Annotated in this window: 18 protein-coding genes; 8 read left to right on the top strand and 10 right to left on the bottom strand. The window is 55.2% G+C overall.

Annotation, left to right across the window (positions count from 1 at the left end):
- Positions 1 to 19: 19 nt before the first annotated feature.
- Positions 20 to 241 carry a hypothetical protein gene (locus tag Q0O07_RS05300; RefSeq protein WP_295491243.1) on the bottom strand — a complete coding sequence of 74 codons (222 nt, stop codon included), beginning with the start codon at positions 239 to 241 and terminating at the stop codon, positions 20 to 22.
- 507 nt (positions 242 to 748) lie between these two features.
- On the opposite strand from Q0O07_RS05300, the gene recA reads away from it, so the two are divergent.
- The 4 genes from recA (at position 749) to alaS (ending at position 6,172) form a co-directional block, all read left to right on the top strand.
- Entirely contained in the window at positions 749 to 1,828 is a 1,080-nt protein-coding gene (recA, locus tag Q0O07_RS05305) for a recombinase RecA (RefSeq protein ID WP_295443637.1), read from the top strand.
- Between the two features lie 181 nt (positions 1,829 to 2,009).
- Positions 2,010 to 2,828 (top strand): agmatinase, encoded by an 819-nt coding sequence (gene speB, locus Q0O07_RS05310; protein WP_295491245.1) that lies wholly within the window; start codon positions 2,010 to 2,012, stop codon positions 2,826 to 2,828.
- A 10-nt stretch (positions 2,829 to 2,838) separates the two neighbouring features.
- Positions 2,839 to 3,465 (top strand): glutathione S-transferase, encoded by a 627-nt coding sequence (locus tag Q0O07_RS05315; RefSeq protein ID WP_295491247.1) that lies wholly within the window; start codon positions 2,839 to 2,841, stop codon positions 3,463 to 3,465.
- 64 nt (positions 3,466 to 3,529) lie between these two features.
- Complete coding sequence (alaS, locus tag Q0O07_RS05320) at positions 3,530 to 6,172, top strand: alanine--tRNA ligase (protein ID WP_295491249.1); 2,643 nt, start codon at positions 3,530 to 3,532, stop codon at positions 6,170 to 6,172.
- On the opposite strand, the gene Q0O07_RS05325 is transcribed toward alaS, so the two are convergent.
- Positions 6,169 to 7,929 (bottom strand): cation:proton antiporter, encoded by a 1,761-nt coding sequence (locus Q0O07_RS05325; protein ID WP_295491251.1) that lies wholly within the window; start codon positions 7,927 to 7,929, stop codon positions 6,169 to 6,171. The two genes, alaS and Q0O07_RS05325, sit on opposite strands and share 4 nt — an antisense overlap.
- A 101-nt stretch (positions 7,930 to 8,030) precedes the next feature.
- Positions 8,031 to 9,251, bottom strand: coding sequence for an NADP-dependent isocitrate dehydrogenase (locus Q0O07_RS05330; protein ID WP_295491253.1), 1,221 nt, complete (start codon positions 9,249 to 9,251; stop codon positions 8,031 to 8,033).
- 152 nt (positions 9,252 to 9,403) lie between these two features.
- On the opposite strand from Q0O07_RS05330, the gene Q0O07_RS05335 reads away from it, so the two are divergent.
- The 3 genes from Q0O07_RS05335 to Q0O07_RS05345 all read left to right on the top strand — a co-directional run bounded on the left by Q0O07_RS05335 (position 9,404) and on the right by Q0O07_RS05345 (position 12,303).
- The gene (locus tag Q0O07_RS05335) at positions 9,404 to 10,138 is read left to right on the top strand and encodes a phosphatidylserine decarboxylase (protein WP_295491255.1); all 735 of its coding nucleotides are present in this window, start codon (positions 9,404 to 9,406) and stop codon (positions 10,136 to 10,138) included.
- Positions 10,138 to 10,905, top strand: a complete 768-nt coding sequence (locus Q0O07_RS05340) for a phosphatidylcholine/phosphatidylserine synthase (protein ID WP_295491257.1) — start codon at positions 10,138 to 10,140, stop codon at positions 10,903 to 10,905. The genes Q0O07_RS05335 and Q0O07_RS05340 overlap by 1 nt, the downstream gene beginning before the upstream one ends.
- A gap of 63 nt (positions 10,906 to 10,968) precedes the next feature.
- The gene (locus Q0O07_RS05345; protein ID WP_295491364.1) at positions 10,969 to 12,303 is read left to right on the top strand and encodes a DNA recombination protein RmuC; all 1,335 of its coding nucleotides are present in this window, start codon (positions 10,969 to 10,971) and stop codon (positions 12,301 to 12,303) included.
- Between the two features lie 3 nt (positions 12,304 to 12,306).
- Here Q0O07_RS05345 and Q0O07_RS05350 read toward each other — a convergent pair whose 3' ends face one another.
- From Q0O07_RS05350 to Q0O07_RS05380, 7 genes are read right to left on the bottom strand one after another with little or no spacing between them, the layout of a single operon-like run.
- Positions 12,307 to 13,119 carry an RNA methyltransferase gene (locus Q0O07_RS05350; protein ID WP_295491259.1) on the bottom strand — a complete coding sequence of 271 codons (813 nt, stop codon included), beginning with the start codon at positions 13,117 to 13,119 and terminating at the stop codon, positions 12,307 to 12,309.
- On the bottom strand, positions 13,119 to 13,397 hold the full coding sequence (locus tag Q0O07_RS05355) for an HPr family phosphocarrier protein (protein ID WP_295491262.1): 279 nt from the start codon (positions 13,395 to 13,397) through the stop codon (positions 13,119 to 13,121). The genes Q0O07_RS05350 and Q0O07_RS05355 overlap by 1 nt, the downstream gene beginning before the upstream one ends.
- Positions 13,394 to 13,798: a PTS sugar transporter subunit IIA gene (locus Q0O07_RS05360; protein ID WP_295491264.1), complete on the bottom strand. Its 405-nt coding sequence runs from the start codon at positions 13,796 to 13,798 to the stop codon at positions 13,394 to 13,396. The genes Q0O07_RS05355 and Q0O07_RS05360 overlap by 4 nt, the downstream gene beginning before the upstream one ends.
- Positions 13,795 to 14,760 (bottom strand): RNase adapter RapZ, encoded by a 966-nt coding sequence (gene rapZ, locus Q0O07_RS05365; protein ID WP_295491265.1) that lies wholly within the window; start codon positions 14,758 to 14,760, stop codon positions 13,795 to 13,797. Before rapZ ends, Q0O07_RS05360 begins: the two co-directional genes overlap by 4 nt.
- Positions 14,757 to 15,230, bottom strand: coding sequence for an HPr kinase/phosphorylase (locus Q0O07_RS05370; RefSeq protein WP_295491266.1), 474 nt, complete (start codon positions 15,228 to 15,230; stop codon positions 14,757 to 14,759). The genes rapZ and Q0O07_RS05370 overlap by 4 nt, the downstream gene beginning before the upstream one ends.
- Positions 15,230 to 16,810 carry an ATP-binding protein gene (locus Q0O07_RS05375; protein WP_295491269.1) on the bottom strand — a complete coding sequence of 527 codons (1,581 nt, stop codon included), beginning with the start codon at positions 16,808 to 16,810 and terminating at the stop codon, positions 15,230 to 15,232. The genes Q0O07_RS05370 and Q0O07_RS05375 overlap by 1 nt, the downstream gene beginning before the upstream one ends.
- Positions 16,779 to 17,486, bottom strand: coding sequence for a response regulator transcription factor (locus Q0O07_RS05380; RefSeq protein WP_295491272.1), 708 nt, complete (start codon positions 17,484 to 17,486; stop codon positions 16,779 to 16,781). Before Q0O07_RS05380 ends, Q0O07_RS05375 begins: the two co-directional genes overlap by 32 nt.
- Positions 17,487 to 17,689: 203 nt before the next feature.
- Between Q0O07_RS05380 and Q0O07_RS05385 the strand changes: the two genes are divergently transcribed.
- A complete protein-coding gene (locus tag Q0O07_RS05385; RefSeq protein WP_295491275.1) occupies positions 17,690 to 19,291 on the top strand; it encodes a phosphoenolpyruvate carboxykinase in 1,602 nt (533 codons plus the stop codon).
- Positions 19,292 to 19,349: the final 58 nt, after the last annotated feature.

Below are 19,349 nucleotides of genomic sequence, written 5' to 3' on the forward strand. Positions count from 1 at the left end.
GTTTAGCTGTGATTTTATTTCAACGGAACCTGCTGCGCAAAACGGTAATTCCATGTTTCAGCCGTGGCAAAACAATGAGAAGCGAAGCCAATAACAGCATTGAGTGCGTGATTATGTGAACGTCAATCCCGAGCTCCTCAGCCCAATGCGCCGCCGTAACCACCGCAAAGAGCGCGTAGAACGCAGCGTAGATAGTCAACATCGTTGCAAAAAGCGCAAAAACTACCGGTAAAACGCGCATATGCCTGCTCCTGCGGCCAAGCATTTGATAACCTGCCCCATCAACACACGTCAATCGGCTTCGATGCAACTTAATGTAAATTATATCAGATGGTTGATGTATTATTCAGTTTCAAGAAATTCGCACAGCCCATTGGAAGAACCTGCATGGCGATTACGAAATCTTGACAAATGGTCCGATGCGTTCCAGCCCAAGGCTATGGTAAACTGTACCTTAAGTCTAAGCAGCATGATTTTATCGGGTAAGGGGCCAATTTGAACAAGATATCGCCGCCGACTGCGCGAAACGATCAGTCTCGACAATGTCGCTTTCTTGGCTAAGCCGTTTTCCGTCCAGCAAATTGCCGAGGCGGTCAACGACGTGCTTGCGCAGGGCAATTAGGTTAGGTACTGAAAAACAACATGTAAATTTATTTGTTCCACTCTTGTTCTTTTAGAACAGAAAGCGTACAAAGGATGCGTTCCGGGGAAGTCCTTCGGAGCAGGCATGACGCTAAGGAGTGGAAAAATGGCAGCAAGTCTCAAGATAATTGATGGGAATCAGGCAAACGGTATGAAAAATTCGGAACGTGAAAAGGCCCTAGAAGCAGCTTTGGCGCAGATTGATCGCGCATTCGGCAAGGGTTCGGCGATGAAGCTTGGCAGCCGCGAGGCGATCAGCATTGATGCCGTCTCGACCGGCTCGCTTGGGCTGGACATTGCGCTTGGCATTGGTGGATTGCCCAAGGGACGCGTGATTGAAATTTACGGTCCTGAAAGTTCGGGTAAGACGACATTGACCCTGCACGTAATTGCAGAGGCGCAAAAGGCAGGCGGTACAGCGGCCTTCATCGACGCAGAGCATGCGCTTGACCCCGGCTATGCCAAGAAGCTTGGCGTAGACGTAGATAATTTGATCGTGTCGCAGCCGGATACCGGTGAACAAGCGCTCGAGATTGCCGACACGTTGGTGCGTTCAAACGCAGTGGACATCATCGTGATCGACTCGGTGGCGGCACTTGTTCCGCGCGCAGAAATCGAAGGCGAAATGGGCGACAGCCATGTGGGTTTGCAGGCGCGCTTGATGAGCCAAGCGCTGCGCAAGATTACAGGTTCAATCAGCCGTTCGAACTGCATGGTCATCTTCATCAACCAGATTCGTATGAAGATTGGGGTGATGTATGGTTCGCCAGAAACCACGACGGGCGGCAATGCCCTGAAATTCTATGCATCGGTGCGTTTGGATATTCGCCGCACAGGCCAGATCAAGGCAGGCGAAGATATTGTTGGCAATGCGACCCGTGTGAAGGTTGTAAAGAATAAGGTCGCGCCGCCATTCAAACAGGTCGAATTTGACATCATGTATGGCGAAGGCATTTCCAAAACGGGTGAACTGCTCGATCTGGGTGTGAAGGCGGGATTGGTCGAAAAATCGGGTAGTTGGTTTAGCTATGATTCGATCCGTATTGGCCAAGGTCGTGAGAATTCGAAAAGCTATCTGACCGAAAATCCGGAGGTTGCGGCTCGGTTGGAAGCAGCCATTCGCGGAAAGACAAAAGAAGTCGCTGAGGTCCTGATGACCGGGCCAGACGCGGAAGACGACGCTTAAGATTTTTACGAACAAGCGCGGCCTTGCCTGAGGCTGCTGCTTTTGGCCCGTCCTGGTCCACCCCGGGGCGGGTCATTTATATGCTGGTTGGTAGATGCTGCCTTTTTCTTTGCGTGCCGCATCGGCGGACGCACGGGCCTAAGTTCTTGACAGGCACATTGGCTGGGGCACAACGGTCGGCATGAGGCCCGTCATTCATCTTATCGGTTTACCGACTGATCAAAACAGTTCGTTCGCGCGTGGGGCCGCATTGGCGCCACCGGCTATCCGCGCGGCATTGTGGAGCGACCGAGGCAATCTATCCGCGCAATCCGGCCTTGAAATTGGCACTGACGTCATGCTCAAGGACCTCGGAGATTTGCCCTTATCGGATGTTGACTGCGCCGCCGATGACGCATTGATTCTAAAGGCGGTGACCGAAACCGTGAACGCAGATGCTATCCCGTTGTTGCTGGGCGGTGATCATGCGGTGACATACCCCATCGTTGCGGCGCTGGCGGCGCGTTATGGACCGCTGAACATTCTGCATTTTGATGCGCATCCGGATATATATGCTGATTTCGAAGGCAACCCGCGCAGCCATGCCTCGCCCTTTGCGCGCATATTGGAAGCGGGTCATGCAAAGCGTATCGTGCAGGTCGGCATTCGCACGTTGAATAGGCACTGCCGCGAACAGGCGGATCGGTATAATGTCGAAATTCTGCCGATACTCAATTTCGAAGTCGCGATGGTGCCCATCCTTGATGGCCCGTTGTATATCAGCATCGACCTTGACGGCATTGATCCTTCCGAAGCGCCCGGCGTGGCACATCCAGAGCCCGGCGGCTTAACGATCCGCGAAGTCCTGTCCATTATCGCCAAGCAACGCGGGCAGATTGTCGGCGCAGATATTGTTGAACTTAACCCCGCGCGGGACGTGAACGACATTACCGCCATCGTGGCCGCCAAGCTGGTGCGCGAAATCGCCGCGCAAATGCATCAAAATTACGACCATCCATAAGGAAGCAACCATGACCATCATCTTACACCATCTCAACAATTCGCGTTCGCAACGTATCTTGTGGTTGCTCGAAGAACTGAACCTTCCTTATGAAATCCGCCATCATGCGCGTGATGCTGTGACCAATCTTGCGCCCGAAGCGCTTTTGAACGTGCACCCTTTGGGCAAGTCGCCGTTGATTGAAGATGACGGCAAAACCATTTCCGAATCTGGCGCAATCGTCGAATATCTGTGCGAACGGCATAATGGCGCACATCTTGTCCCTGTTCGCGGCACGGATGCACATATCCGCTATCTGGAGTTCATGCATTTTGCCGAAGGCTCGGCGATGACGCCGATCTTGCTGAACCTGTATACGGCCCGTTTGGGCGATGCTGCTGCACCCTTGCATCCGCGGATAAATCAGCAGCTTGAAAGCCATTTTGCGTTCATGGAAGATACTTTGAAAGCGACGGGTTGGTTCGTTGGCGACAGCCTCACGGGCGCTGACATTATGATGAGCTTTCCGGCTGAAGCCGCGGTTAAAATGGGCCGGGCGGCGAACTTACCGAATCTCACTGCTTTCGTCGAAAAAATCCATGCTCGCCCCGCGTATCAGGCCGCTCTGCAAAAGGGCGGACCTTATGCCTATGCGTGATAGCGACCGCAAACTGCACATCCGGCTTGCAGCACGGCGAGTCGTTCCCTAAGTCGCAGTCATTATGACCTCGACCAATGACATTCGCCGTGGCTTCCTCGATTATTTCGGTGGTGCCAATCATGACATAGTGCAGTCTGCACCGCTCGTGCCCTATAATGACCCAACATTGATGTTCGTCAATGCTGGGATGGTGCCGTTCAAGAATGTGTTCACGGGCCTGGAAAGTCGCGAAACGCCGCGTGCAGCCTCAAGCCAGAAATGTGTGCGGGCAGGGGGCAAGCATAACGACCTCGATAATGTGGGCTATACGGCGCGGCACCACACGTTTTTTGAAATGCTCGGCAATTTTTCGTTCGGCGATTATTTCAAAGAGCAGGCGATTACCCATGCATGGACATTGTTGACCAAGGAATGGGGGCTTGACCCAGCGCGGTTGACGACCACCGTCTATCATACCGATGATGAGGCGTTCGACCTGTGGCGCAAGATTGCCGGCCTGCCTGAAGAACGGATCATCCGAATTTCCACCAACGACAATTTCTGGTCGATGGGCGACACTGGGCCATGCGGACCATGCAGCGAAATATTCTACGACCATGGCGACCATATCTTCGGTGGGCCTCCCGGAAGTCCGGACGAAGATGGTGACCGTTTTGTCGAAATCTGGAACCTCGTATTCATGCAGTTTGAACGGCAGGATGACGGCACCGACGTGCCATTGCCAAAGCCGTCTATTGATACGGGCATGGGGCTAGAGCGCATTTCTGCCGTCATGCAGGGCGTAACGGACAATTACGACACCGATACGTTCAAGGCATTGATTAACGCGTCTGAGGAACTCACCAGCACAAAGGCGGTTGGCGAACAAAAAGCCAGCCATCGCGTCATCGCGGATCATCTACGTTCGACCAGCTTTCTGCTCGCCGATGGCGTGATGCCGTCGAATGAAGGTCGCGGCTATGTCTTGCGGCGGATTATGCGTCGCGCCATGCGCCATGCGCATATTCTTGGCGCGAAAGAACCGCTGATGCACCGTCTGGTCGGAAGCCTTGCCGCCGAAATGGGTGCGGCCTACCCCGAATTGCTGCGCGCGCAGCCCATGATTGAGGCGACGCTGAAGCAAGAGGAAACCCAATTCCGCCGGACGCTTGATAAGGGCATTAAGCTGCTCGACGAAGCGACCGCTGGCATGACGCCGGGCGATATTCTGGCGGGCGATACCGCGTTCAAGTTATATGACACATATGGTTTTCCCTATGACCTGACCGAAGACGCATTGCGTGCGCAAGGTTTTGGGATTGATCAGGCGGGTTTTGAAACCGCGATGAACAGTCAAAAAGCGATGGCGCGGGCCGCATGGAAGGGTTCGGGCGCGAAGGCTTCGGACGATGTGTGGTTTGACATTGCTGAACGTGTCGGCAGCACCGAGTTTACAGGCTATGCCGCGAACGAAGGCGAGGGGCAAGTTGTTGCACTCGTCAATGACGGCGTTGAGGTGCAATCGGCGGTCGCCAATGACACTATCACGGTCATTACCAACCAGACGCCATTTTATGGCGAGAGCGGCGGACAGATGGGTGACGCTGGCGTGATTTCTAGTGGTAACATGCGCGGTGAAGTGACCGACACGGCAAAGCCATTGGGCCGTTTGCACGCGCATCAAGTCACGATTGGCGCAGGCGAAATTAAAGTCGGCGATTTCGTCACGCTGAAAATCGACATCCAGCGTCGTGACGCGTTGCGCGCCAACCACAGCGCCACGCACTTGCTGCATGCGTCATTGCGCCACCGTTTAGGTGAGCATGTTAGCCAAAAGGGCAGCATGGTTGCACCAGATCGCTTGCGGTTCGACTTTTCGCATAACCAAGCGGTAACGCCGCAAGAGATTGCGATGATCGAAGCAGATGTAAATGCGCAAATCCGCGGCAATGACGCGGTGACGACGCGGTTGATGACCCCCGATGACGCCGTCGCCGCTGGCGCACTTGCCTTGTTTGGCGAAAAATATGGCGAAGAAGTTCGCGTGCTAACCATGGGCAAGAGCGAGAACACGCATTATTCGTTGGAACTGTGCGGCGGCACCCATGTCAATGCATTGGGCGACATCGCTTTGCTCACGATCATCTCCGAAGGCGCGGTGGCAAGCGGTATCCGCCGCATCGAGGCGCTGACGGGAGAGGCGGCGCGCTTATGGCTTGTTGGCCGTGAGACGCAGTTGAAAAATGTGGCCGCAATGTTGAAGACTGCTCCGGACGAAGTAAGCGTGCGTATCGAAACGCTGATTAACGATCGCAAGCGGTTGGAGAAGGAGCTTTCCGAAGCCAAGACCGCGCTCGCTTTGTCAGGTGGCGGTGGTCCAAAGGCAGAGGCCGAACACATCGGTGATATCACCTTCATGGGGCAAGTTATCGCGGGCATTGAGCCAAAAATGCTGCGCGGCCTTGCCGATGACCAAATGAAGGCCATTGGCACGGGTATCGTGGCCATCATCGCTGCGAATGAAAACAGCAACACGGTGGTGGTTGCCGTTTCGCCTGCCTTGCATGGCACCATAAATGCGCCTGACCTTGTGCGGGCGGCAACAGAGGCCATGGGCGCGCAAGGCGGCGGTGGACGCCCTGACATGGCGCAAGGCGGCGGTCCTGCAGGTGCCGAATTGGCACAGGCGGCGTTGGATGCGATTAAGGCGAAGATTGCTGGTTAAGAGGTAAGTTTCAGCTTGGGGGCCTCATCAAGGCCTCCGGCTTCCTTAATCTGACGCCGGAACTCATCGCGCTTTTCGTGAATCGACGCGATCACTGGGCCCATGGGAACGCCCAAGTCCACCAGAACCGCTTCGGATAACTGGAGCGAGCTTTCCAGCGTTTCGGGTACGGCGTCGGTCGCGCCTGCTTGATAGAGCCGCGCGGCATGATCTGGATCACGGGCGCGCGCCACAATTGTGATATCGGGCAACCATTTACGAACGCGCTTGACGATATGTTCGGCCAATACCGGCTGGTCCATTGTCAGGATCAGCGCCTTGGCATGGCCCAAGTTCAATTTATCCAACGTCTCGGGCCGTGAGATGTCACCATAAACCACCTTGTACCCCGCACGCCGCGCGTCTGTTACTACGTCGACATTGGATTCCACGGCGATATATGGTTGGCCATGCATCGTCAGCATGTCCGCCACCAGTTTTCCTACCCGGCCAAAGCCGATCACGACCGTTCGTGGTTCCTGCGACGTGTCTTGTTCTTGCACCTCTTCATCGCTCTCGCGTAATTCCAGACGGCGGGCCATATCATGACCGATACGCGCCAAAATCGGCGTGATCGTTAGACCAATTGCAGTGGCCACTTGCCAGAAATTAACGGTAGCAGTGTCGATGATCTGCGCTGCGCCCGCGACGCCCAAGACGATGAGGGTCGTTTCGGACGGGCTGCCCATAAGGACGCCTGTTTCGGCCGCGGTGCCGGTGCGTGCCCCGTTCAACTTCAACAAACTTGCGGTCACAGCGGCTTTAACAAGCACCACAGCCGCCACAGCGCCAACCAGAGCGGCCCAATTGGCGGCGACGAAACGCAAGTCGACCTGCATCCCAATGCTGATGAGAAAGACACCCAGCGCCAGCCCTTTGAAGGGTGCAGTCATAACCTCAACTTCTGCATGATAATCGGTCTCGGCGATTAACAGGCCAGCGATCATTGCGCCCACGATGGGCGAAAGGCCGACCGCGCCCGTCGCCAGACTTGCAACAATGACAACGAGCAAGCTGACCGATACAAATAACTCAGGGCTTTTTGTGCGTGCGGCTTGTCCGAATAAGCGGGGCAGGAAGAATCGGCCAAGCACAAGCATGGCGACGATGACAAGGCCACCTTGCCACAATATAGCGACGAGACCTGACCATGAATCCGCGCCGGCTTGTGGCGCCAACGCCCCCAAAACGAATATTATCGGCACAATGGCCAAATCTTCGAACAGCAACATGGCCAAAGCCGACTTACCCACGGCGGAATGCGTGCCGGATATGGGGAGTACCAAAGCCGTCGACGAGAGCGCTAATGCAACCCCAATGCCGATGGCGGCGGTTGCGTCATATCCGAAGGCATACAAACCAGCCGCAATAATCAGGCCAGCGCCAAATAACTGTGCCGCACCGACGCCGAACACCAAGCGTCGCATCTTCCATAATCTGCGGAAGGATAGCTCAAGACCGATGGAGAACAGCAACAATATAATGCCATATTCGCCTATGGGTTGAATAGCCTCCGGATTGGTGATGGTCACCCATTCGAGCATTGGGTAAACTGGCACCAAGGATCCAAGCCCCATCGGGCCAACCATTATCCCGACCAATATAAAACCGATGATAGGCGTGATGCGAAGCCTGGCAAAAGCAGGGATGACTATTCCCGCTGCACCCAAAATGACGAGCAGATCGCTCATGCCTTCGGTTTGTAGTTCACCTGCCATGACCTGCATTTACGCACAGGCGACAGGAGAAAGAAAGGGTAGGGCAATAAAAAAGCGCGGGAGTTGCCCCCCGCGCTCTCACTTATTCAAATGTGTTGGAGTTACATCCAGCTACCCATTTTGACTTCGAGATTGGCACGAACCTGCTCAAAAAACTGTTCTGTGGTCATCCAAGCCTGATCTGGGCCGATGAGGATCGCGAGGTCCTTGGTCATATGGCCATCTTCAACGGTTTGAATGCAGACTTCTTCAAGCGTTTCAGCAAAACGCGTGACGTCGGGCGTATCGTCAAACTTCCCACGGAATTTGAGGCCGCCCGTCCATGCGAAAATGGACGCAATCGGGTTGGTTGAGGTTGCCTTACCTTGCTGATGCTGGCGATAATGGCGCGTAACCGTGCCGTGCGCGGCCTCGGCTTCAACGGTCTTGCCATCTGGTGTCATCAGGATGGAGGTCATCAGGCCAAGCGAGCCAAAACCCTGCGCAACCTGATCAGACTGCACATCGCCGTCATAATTCTTACATGCCCAAATGAACTTGCCCGACCATTTCAACGCCGATGCGACCATGTCGTCGATCAAACGGTGCTCATAGACAATGCCGAGTTCCTTGAACTTTGCGGCAAATTCAGCTTCGTACACTTCTTGGAATAGATCCTTGAAACGGCCGTCGTAATATTTGAGGATCGTGTTCTTGGTCGACAGATAGACTGGCCATTCGCGCGTTACGCCATAGTTCAACGACGCACGGGCAAAGTCGCGGATGGAATCGTCGAGATTGTACATCGCGAGCGCCACGCCGGGTGAAGGGTAACGGAAAACCTCTTCGTCAATTTTCTGGCCATCATCGCCATCCCATACGAGACGCAGTGTTCCGGGACCGGGCACCAAGAAATCCGTAGCGCGATATTGGTCACCAAAAGCATGACGACCGATGACGATGGGGTCCGTCCAGCCCGGAATCAAGCGCGGTACGTTGTCGATGACGATTGGCTCGCGGAAAACTACGCCGCCCAAAATGTTGCGGATGGTGCCATTGGGCGACTTCCACATTTTCTGCAGGCCGAACTCTTCGACGCGCGCTTCATCTGGCGTAATCGTGGCGCACTTTACGCCGACGCCGAATTCGCGGATGGCGTTAGCGGAATCGACAGTGACCTTATCATTGGTCTTGTCGCGATACTCCATCCCAAGGTCGTAATATTTGAGATCGATATCCAAATATGGCAAAATGAGTCGCTCACGGATCCATTCCCAGATGATCCGTGTCATTTCGTCGCCATCAAGCTCGACGACTGGGTTTTTGACCTTAATTTTTGCCATGGCAGAAAGCACTTTCCATTAGGGAGATGGGATGTTTAGCGGTGCCATAGCAAAGTCTGCCATATGTTCAACTGCATCCCCAATATTGTCTGAAAATGGCTGAAATGGCATCTTAGGTTGTAAGATGGTGTCGCATCCCCTAGCTAGACCGGATGAGCAGACAAGAATTGACAAACCGGGGCACCGGGGTTGCGAAATGGTCCTTTCCACCCATCCATCCTGAGGGCCGCAAGTTCGGCCTTATCGCCGCAGGCATAACCCTGTTTTTCGCCTTTATGGCATGGGAAACGCTGGCTTGGCCTATGGCAGCCGTCACCGTGTGGACATTGGCCTTCTTTCGCGATCCTGTGCGTGCGACGCCGATCGACGAGCGATTTATCGTGGCACCTGCCGACGGGCTTGTCACGTTGATCGAACAAGTCCTTCCGCCACTGGAATTGCGCGGACCTGATGGCTTGGGTGACCAGCCCATGACGCGCGTGTCGATTTTCATGAGCGTGTTTGACGTGCACATCAACCGGACACCTATTCGCGGCACTATTAAGCGCGTCGTGTATATCGCGGGCAAATTCCTCAACGCCGACCTTGATAAGGCTAGCGAAGAAAATGAACGCCAACATTTTCTCGTGGAACGCAGCGATGGCGTGCGCATTGGCTTTACGCAAATCGCTGGCTTGGTGGCGCGCCGTATCGTTGCTTTTGTTAAAGAAGGCGACAATGTTGCCAATGGGCAGCGCGTGGGCCTGATCCGCTTTGGCAGCCGCGTTGATGTTTATTTGCCGCATGGCACGTCGTCGCGAGTCATCAAGGGCCAGCGTTGCGTTGCAGGGGAAACGGTTCTCGCCGAAATCGGCGTTGATCAGGACCTGATCGCCGTCGCGCATTGATGGACGCGCATCCCTCCCGTCCCGGCATATCCTTGCGCGCGCTTGCGCCGAACGCGGTCACCGCGCTTGCTTTGTGTACGGGATTGTCGGGTGCGTGGTTTGCCATGCAGGGCCGTTGGGAAAATGCCGTTGCCGCAATTGTTATTGCCGGCGTGCTCGATGCCATAGATGGTCGCATCGCGCGAATGCTGAAGGGGGAAAGCCGGTTCGGTGCTGAACTGGACTCGCTGTCGGATGTGATTGCTTTCGGGGCGACGCCTGCTTTGATAATATATATCTGGGTCATGCAGGATATGCCGCGTTTTGGCTGGACCATATCGGTATTCTTTGTGCTGTGTGCAGCATTACGTCTGGCCAGGTTTAACGCACAGATTGATACCGAGAACCAGCCACATAAATCGGCTGGATTTAATACAGGTGTTCCATCGCCAGCGGGCGCGGCGCTGGCTTTATTGCCCATGATGATCTGGTTTGAAACCGGCGCGGATTGGGTGCGCGATTATCGCTTTCTTGCGCCATGGCTGCTGCTGTGTGCGCTGTTAATGATTTCCAATGTCGCGACGTATAGCTGGTCTTCGATCAAGGTGCGCCGCCGCCTGCGCTTCATGGCGCTGGCGGGCGTGGGTCTGTTTACCGCAACCTTAGTTGCGGCGCCGTGGGTTGCACTCATCGGTGTCGGCGTCATTTATATTGCCCTGCTTCCGCTGAGCATGATGAGCTACGCCCGGGTTACGAAGTCGCGCCGGAGCTTTGCCGAAGCTACTTGACCTCCGCCCAGCATGGGCTATGTTCTATTTTCGTTCTAATTTGGGAGGTGGCCGTTGGAGCCGTTGATTGTCATTGTCGTGGTGATTTTTGCCTTGTTGGGCGGACTAGCGCTTGGCTGGTTGGCGGGCAGCCGCGCTGGCAAAGCAGGGCAGGAAACGACCACACAGTTGCGGGCTATGCTCGATCAGGTGGTGCTCGAACGCGATGGTGCCAAGGACCGCTTGGCGCGGCTTGAAACCAGTTTGGAAGAACGCGAGCGGAGCTTTGCAGAACAGATCGCGGCGTTGGGCGATGCGAAGGAAAACCTGTCCGCCCAATTTGGTGAGATTGGGCAGAAATTATTGGGCGAAGCGCAGGCGGCGTTCCTGCAACGTGCCGATGAACGCTTCCACCAAGCCGGTGAGAAGAATGAGGAGCGGCTGAAGCAATTGCTTGGCCCTGTAGGCGAAAAGCTGAAAGCCTATGAAGAGCAGGTCGGCAAGATCGAGAAGGACCGGACCGAAGCCTATGGCGACCTGAAGGGGTTAATCGGCGAAATGCGATTGGGTCAGGAACGCGTATCGAGCGTCGCGTCGGGCCTGATGAACTCGTTGCGTAATGCGCCCAAGGCGCGGGGTCGCTGGGGTGAGCAGCAGTTGAAAAATGTACTCGAAAGCTGCGGCCTTTCTGAACATGTCGATTTTGATCTGGAAACCAGTATCGATGTTGGCGATGGCTTACGACTGCGGCCCGACGCGGTCATCCATGTCCCCGGCGGCAGGACGTTGGTGATCGACGCAAAAGTGTCGTTGAACGACTATCAGGACGCATTTGATTCGGTGGACGATGATGTGCGTGGGGTTGCCATGGCGCGCCACACGCAATCGATGAAAAACCATATCGATGGCTTGTCACGCAAAGCTTATTGGGATCAATTTTCCGAAGCGCCCGATTATGTCATCATGTTTGTGCCGGGCGAGCATTTCCTCGCGGCCGCGCTGGAGCATGAGCCGCAATTGTGGGACTTTGCCTTTGACAAAAAGGTGTTGTTGGCAACGCCGACAAACTTGGTGGCCATCGCCCGCACTGTTGCCAGCGTCTGGCGGCAAGAAGGGCTAGCGCGCGAGGCGAAGCAAATCGGGGCACTTGGTAAGGAAATGTATGACCGTATTGCTGTTGCAGCACAGCATCTGAAATCGGTCGGCAGCGGTCTGTCGTCGGCGGTGAATAACTATAATAAATTCGTCGGCAGCTTCGAACGCAATGTCATTTCAACGGGCCGAAAATTTGCCGATCTGAACATCGAAACCGGCAAGCGTGAATTGGAAGACATTCCTATGGTCGAGGCTTTGCCCCGTTATGGCGAAGGTGAGACGCCGTCGCCACCGATTGAGGATCAACGCGAAGCTACTGTCTGAGGCCTAGCGGGCTTCGGAATGCCTAAACTGGTTCAGGACCTCATAAGCCATAACGGCGGTCGCGACAGCCGCGTTTAAGCTGTCCGCCTTGCCACGCATCGGCATTTTGACGCGTAGGTCGCATTCGGCTTCATAATCGTCGGGCAGGCCCTGCGCCTCATTCCCAGTCAGGATGAAGCATGGCGCGCTGTAGCGGGCGGCTTGATAGTCGGTATCGGTTTGCAGGCTGGTGCCGACCAATTGCCCTTCGCCCGCCCGCAACCATGCGGTGAATTCCTCCCACCGGCATTGCACGACCTTTTGCGTGAAAATGGCCCCCATGCTCGCGCGGACGGACTCAACAGAAAATGGATCCGTGCAATCATCAATCAGGATCAGCCCGCCAGCCCCCACCGCATCGCCGGTGCGCAGCATCGTACCAAGATTACCCGGATCACGCATGGATTGTGCTACAAGCCAGATCGGCGCTGCCGTGCGGTCCACGTCCGCCAAAGCAGTTCCATGGTCCCGATAGACGCCAACTACGGTCTGGGCGTTGTCCTTGCCCGACAGTTTCGCCATAATCTCGGCGCTGGTTTCGATAACGTCGCCACCATGCGCCAGAACATCGGCCTCTAAAGCCACCTCAAGCTCGTGTAAGGGCCGATCTTTAACGCGGAACAGCATTTCGGGAAGAAATCCCGCCTCACGCGCTTCGGTCATGATGCGCAGCCCTTCGGCAAGGAACATCTCGGCGCGCTTTCGGAGCTTCTTTTCACGAAGCCCGCGTATTTCCTTTAGCAGCGGATTGGAAAATCCGGTGATTTCACGGCGCATCAATCTTCGCCAAAACCGTCGACAACCAACCCGACCAGCTTTTCAATGGCGAGTTCGGCCTGTTCACCTTCGGCATGAATGATGATTTCGCTACCCTTGGCCGCGCCCAGCATCATGAGGCCCATGATGGACGTGCCAGCCACGGATTGACCATCTTTCTCGACTTCAACTTTGCCCCCTTCGGGCAAGCGGGACACGAACGTCACAAATTTGGCGCTGGCGCGGGCGTGGAGGCCCTTTACGTTTACTATCGTGACGGTGCGGCTAATCCGCGTCATCGTGAAGCTTCAAGCACTTCAGAAGCAACGCTGATATATTTGCGTCCAGCTTCACGCGCAGCAGCGACCGCCTCTTTCACGTCTAGGTTTTTGCGCGCGCTATCAAGCCGGATGAGCATGGGTAGGTTGACGCCCGCGATCACCTCGACACGCCCGCTGTCGAGTAAGGAAATGGACAGATTTGACGGCGTTCCACCGAACAGATCGGATAAGATGATGACGCCTTTGCCGGTATCGACCTTTTTGATGGCAGCCGCGATTTCATTGCGTCGCGCTTCCATATCATCATGCGGACCGATGCAGATGGTCGCAACGTCCTTTTGTGGCCCCACAACATGTTCAAGCGCAACAAGAAACTCGTTCGCCAGCTTGCCATGGGTGACTAAAATCAAACCGATCATGTGATATTGCTGCCCTGTCGCGACGTTAAACTGTCTGCGCCGTTAGCAGGCTCTTCCAGCGCGTCAATTGGTCTTGATGCCAGATCGCGATGTGCAACCGTTAAGGCAAAGCCATCTGCACGCAACCAAGTGCCAAAAGTTTCCGCAACATGCACAGACCGGTGATGCCCACCCGTGCACCCAAAGGCGATGTTGATATACGCCTTTCCCTGCGCGTCGTAGAGTGGCACTAGGAACCGCAGCAGGTCGCGGATTTTCTGCATGGCTTCATCATATTTCGGATCGGCGGCAACATAATCGGCAACCGCCATATCCAACCCCGTCATGGGCCGTAAATTGCTGTCCCAATGCGGGTTCCGTAAAAAACGCACGTCGAATACCAGGTCGGCATTGTGCGGGACTCCGCGCGAAAAGCCAAAGCTTGATACCGTGATATTAGCGTGCGGTGACGTATCGCTGCTGAACCGTTCGCGGATGACAACTTGCAAATCATGCGCGGACAGCTTGCTTGTATCAATCACGGCCTCCGCCCATCGCCGAAATGGCTCCATCACAGCCCGGTCAATGGCGATGCCGTCCAGCGCGGGCCGGTCTTGGGCCATGGGGTGACGGCGGCGGGTTTCCGCGTAGCGACGTTCAATTTCGGCGCCCGCGCAATCCAAAAACAGCGTCATTATTTCGAGATTAGGTTGGGTCTGCAGTTTCCTGATTTGCCGAATCAGCGCCTCGGCATCAAAACCGCGTGTCCGGCTATCAAAGCCCAGCGCCAGCGGAATATTGGGCCCATTCTCACCACCCGACGCAGGAATTTTAAGTAACTGGCCCGCCAGCTTAATCGGAAAATTGTCGACCGTTTCCCAGCCGAGGTCTTCAAGCGTTTTCAGCGCGGTTGTCTTTCCGGCCCCAGACACACCGGTAATAAGCAGAATTTTCTGAGGTTCGGATGCTGTGTTCTGGGTCACATTGTTACGCTTTCATTAGACGCGGCAATCGGGTTTGCCACTGGGTGCAATGCAGCGTCAATCACCGAGCGGAGCGCCCATTCCACCTTTAATGCACTGCTCGCCTGAAATGGGTCCAGCTTGAACATGGGCACCGAGAAACGAGCTATGGTCATGCTCTGATGCTCCGGCGGCATGCGCTCTACATCTTGCGCCAATTGCACTACAAGGCGCAGCGGTGCGGATTGGACGAAATCGATTGGGCATATCCCAATGCCACGCACTTCTATTTTTCCGGCTATATTCGGCGCAATGGTCAGTTGCGGCAGGCCATATCCGTTTTCGATGTTTAATATGTCGTCGCAAATAAGCTTTGCTCCGCGGTCAATCAGGCGAAGCGCTAGGTCCGATTTTCCACTGCCGGACGGCCCAAGCAACAGCACCCCATTCCCGTCAATTGCAACGGCGCTACCATGCACGATGTCCGACATTAGCGTGTTACCGCAGCAGCGCAGGGCAGCGCGATTTCGAAGCATGCCCCGCCTTTGCCATCGACGCGGTCGCGAACCCCAATACGTCCATGATGCCCCTCGATAATGGTTCGCGCTATGGCGAGGCCAAGCCCGCTATGCTTCCCAAAATTTTCGGTCGCTGGCCGTTCGCTGTGGAATCGTCGGAAAATGGCCTCCCGCTCTTGTGGGGGCACCCCGGGGCCTTCATCGCTGATCCGGATTATGACGTCATCATCGGCAAGCGTCGCGGATATTTCGACGACTGCCCCCGGTGGGGAGAAGGACACTGCATTGTCGATCAAGTTGGTCAACATCCGTTCAAGACGGACATCTTCACCCATAACTGTCGCGATTTTACGGCGTGGCCGCGCAAAAGCAATGTTGACGTTTTTGTCGCTACCCCGGTCATCGCGTGCCTGAAGCAATTGTTCGATCATGTCGCCAAGGTCGATGGGTTCAAACTTCGCTTTGGCCAGTTGCGAATCCACACGGCTGGCGTCCGAGATATCGCTGATTAGGCGATCCATGCGCTGGACGTCGGCCTTTGCAACATCCATCAATTGTTTGCGCAATTTGGGGTCTTCAATCCGTTCTGCGCCATCAAGTGCGGAACGCAAAGATGCCAGCGGATTTTTAATTTCATGCGCGACATCGGCGGCAAAGGCTTCGGTGGCATCGATCCGTTGACGCAGCGCTATGCTCATATCCGAAAGCGCGCGCGCCAGCATGCCGATTTCGTCGCGGCGCGAGGGCAGGCGAGGAACGGTAACCTCTTGCGCGCGGCCAAGCCGAACCTTTACGGCGGCACGGGCCAGATGGCGCAACGGACGGACGATAGTGCGGGCGAGAAATACAGAAAGCAGAACGCCGATGCCAAGCACAAAAAGGAAAAACATGCCGACGTTGAAGCGCTCTGCTCGGACGAACAAGCGGATATCGCGTTCATTGGCGGTGGTCAGAACAATAAGGCCACTGTCGCGCGCTGTTGAGGCTGCGCTAATCATATGCGTGAGGTCGGGCGCAAAACGCACCATCGAGGCGGCTTTGGAAGGCGTTGCCGCGCGAATTTCTGGCCATGCGGAAGGGATGTCTTCTGCGGGTTCAACATAGCGTTCCAGCTTGGCCGCGCCGACGAGGAAATCGAACAGGACGTCGATCCAGCGTGCCGCAATTTTAGGCCAAGGTTCGCGGTCGGCGTCACGAAAGACATAAGTGGGTTGTCGGCCCGCAAAGCTGTCTAATAATTTCGTGCCATCTTGGTCGTAAACGCGGATTCGCGCCAGGTTCAATTGACCGAATCTGGCGATATAATCGTCCCGCTTTTCCGTGGCGATAAATGGCAGGCTGGATACCAAGAAGCTGGCCTGAACACGGGCTGCGTTTTCGCGCTCTGCAATTAACCGGACGCGATAGCTGTCGAGGAAGAACAGACCGGCGCCCAGCAGAGCAACTACGAAGATGTTGACGGCAAGTATTCGGGCGGTCAGCGATAACCCCCGGCTCCATCCCAGCTGAAGATTCGCTGGCTCAGCTGTCTGCAAAGCGATATCCGGCCCCATAAAGCGTATCAATAGCGGTGAATTCAGGGTCAATTTCACGGAACTTGCGCCTGAGCCTTTTGATATGGCTGTCAATGGTCCGGTCATCCACATAGACATCGTCCTGATACGCCGCATCCATCAGTTGATCACGGGTACGAACGACGCCAGGGCGATTGGCCAGCGCCTCAAGTATCATGAATTCTGTCACCGTAAGTGTAAGCGACCTGCCGTCCCATTTGACGTGATGCCGTGCCGGATCCATTTCTAGCTTGCCGCGCACCATGGGTTCTGGTTCCGGCTCCGCCTCGCCATTGCCAGCGACCTTGTCGTAGGTTGCGCGCCGCAAAATTGCTTTTACGCGCGCAATCAACAGGCGTTGCGAAAATGGTTTGGTTATATAATCATCAGCACCCATGGCGAGGCCAAGTGCCTCATCCAGCTCCTCATCCTTTGAGGTCAAGAAGATGACGGGCATATCGCTTTTTTCGCGCAGCCGGCGCAGCAATTCAAGCCCGTCCATACGCGGCATTTTAATGTCGAAAATACCCAAGTCTGCCGGATTTTCGAACAAAGCCTTTAGCGCGGTTTCGCCGTCCGAATAAATCCGCGTCACATATCCTTCCGCCTGCATCGCAATCGATACAGAGGTCAGGATGTTCCGATCGTCATCAACCAAGGCGATATTGGCGCTCATCCTCTGACTATAGGGTGGCAATGTCGGGGGTTCAATCTATTGCTCATTCTATACAAAGTCTGTCGTGGATAACCTTTGTCCCTTGGGGTCCTGACCCTAGATGATGTTGCCTCTATTTGACCTTCTATGACGCATCGTATACCGGCAGCGCCACAAAAGTGCATACGTATGCACTAGATTCGCAATTTTTGCCGGAGCATTTAATGTCGACACCACTGAATATCTCACTCTCGCAACAGGGTTTCGGGACGGATGCCACACTGTTTTGCAACCTTGGAACTGCGCCATTGATAGAGGCGGCTCTGGCCAATGACGAAGGCATATTGGCCAAGGATGGCCCGCTTGTTGTCAAAACGGGCACGCATACTGGCCGCTCGGCGAAGGATAAATATATTGTTCGCGATGCCGAAACTGAAAACAGCATCTGGTGGGGCAAGACCAATGTCGCAATGGATCCCGCGCATTTCGCCGCGCTGAAGGAAGATTTCATTGCGGCGCTTGGCGGTAAAGACAAGTTATACGTCGCTGACCTGTTCGGCGGGTCCCAACCAGAGCATCGCGTCAATGTGCGCGTTATCAACGAATTTGCGTGGCATAACCTGTTTATTCGCACCCTGCTGGTGCGCCCGTCGCCGCAGGAATTGGCCAGCTTCGTTCCCGAATACACCATCATCGACCTGCCAAGCTTCCGCGCTGATCCTGCGCGCCATGGGTGCCGCAGTGAAACTGTGGTTGCGGTAAACTTCACTGAAAAGCTGATCCTGATTGGTGGTACCGCTTATGCTGGTGAAATGAAGAAGTCGGTGTTCGGCATCCTCAATTATTTGCTGCCGGTAAAGGGCGTCATGCCCATGCATTGCTCCGCCAATATTGGCGCGGATGGTCATACCGCTGTGTTCTTTGGCTTGTCAGGCACCGGAAAGACCACCTTGTCGGCCGATGCCAGCCGAACATTGATTGGCGATGATGAGCATGGCTGGTCCGACACCGCCGTTTTCAACTTTGAAGGTGGTTGCTACGCCAAAATGATCCGCCTGTCGCCCGAAGCCGAGCCGGAGATTTTCGCCACGACCAAGCGTTTTGGCACCGTTCTGGAAAATGTGGTGATTGATCCGGAAACACGGGAATTGGATTTCGACGATAATAGCCTCGCCGAAAACAGCCGTGGTTCTTACCCCATCGAATTCATTCCGAACACTTCGGAAAAGAATATGGGCCCTGTGCCTAACACGATTATCTTCCTGACCGCTGATGCCTATGGCGTATTGCCCCCTATCGCGCGGTTAACCCCCGATCAGGCGATGTATCACTTCCTTTCGGGCTATACGGCGCGCGTTGCCGGGACCGAAATTGGCGTGACCGAGCCGGAGGCGACATTCTCCACCTGCTTTGGCGCGCCATTCATGCCGCGTCACCCAAGCGTTTATGGCAATTTGTTGAAAGAGCGTATTGCCAAGGGCAATGTCCAATGCTGGTTGGTCAACACCGGCTGGACCGGCGGTAAGGCAACGATGCCCGGCATCAGCCGCATGCCGATCAAGGCCACGCGCGCGCTGTTGAACGCGGCGTTGGATGGCAGCCTGAACAATGCAGAATTCCGCAAGGATCCCAATTTTGGCTTTGAATTTCCGGTTGCAGTGTCGGGCGTCGATAGCGGTATTCTTGACCCGCGTGCGGCATGGTCGGACAGCGCGGAATATGATGTGACCGCGCAAAAGCTGGCGCAACAATTCATTGATAATTTCGCGCAATTTGCCGATCATGTTGATGAAGGCGTAAGACAGTCGGCACCTCAGGTTCGTTAACCCGTCCGGATAGGCCGGACCCGTTAGGGGGTCCGGTATCCGGTCATTTCAGGATGAC

Source organism: Sphingorhabdus sp. EL138, from assembly GCF_945890115.1.
Classification (GTDB): domain Bacteria; phylum Pseudomonadota; class Alphaproteobacteria; order Sphingomonadales; family Sphingomonadaceae; genus Sphingorhabdus_B.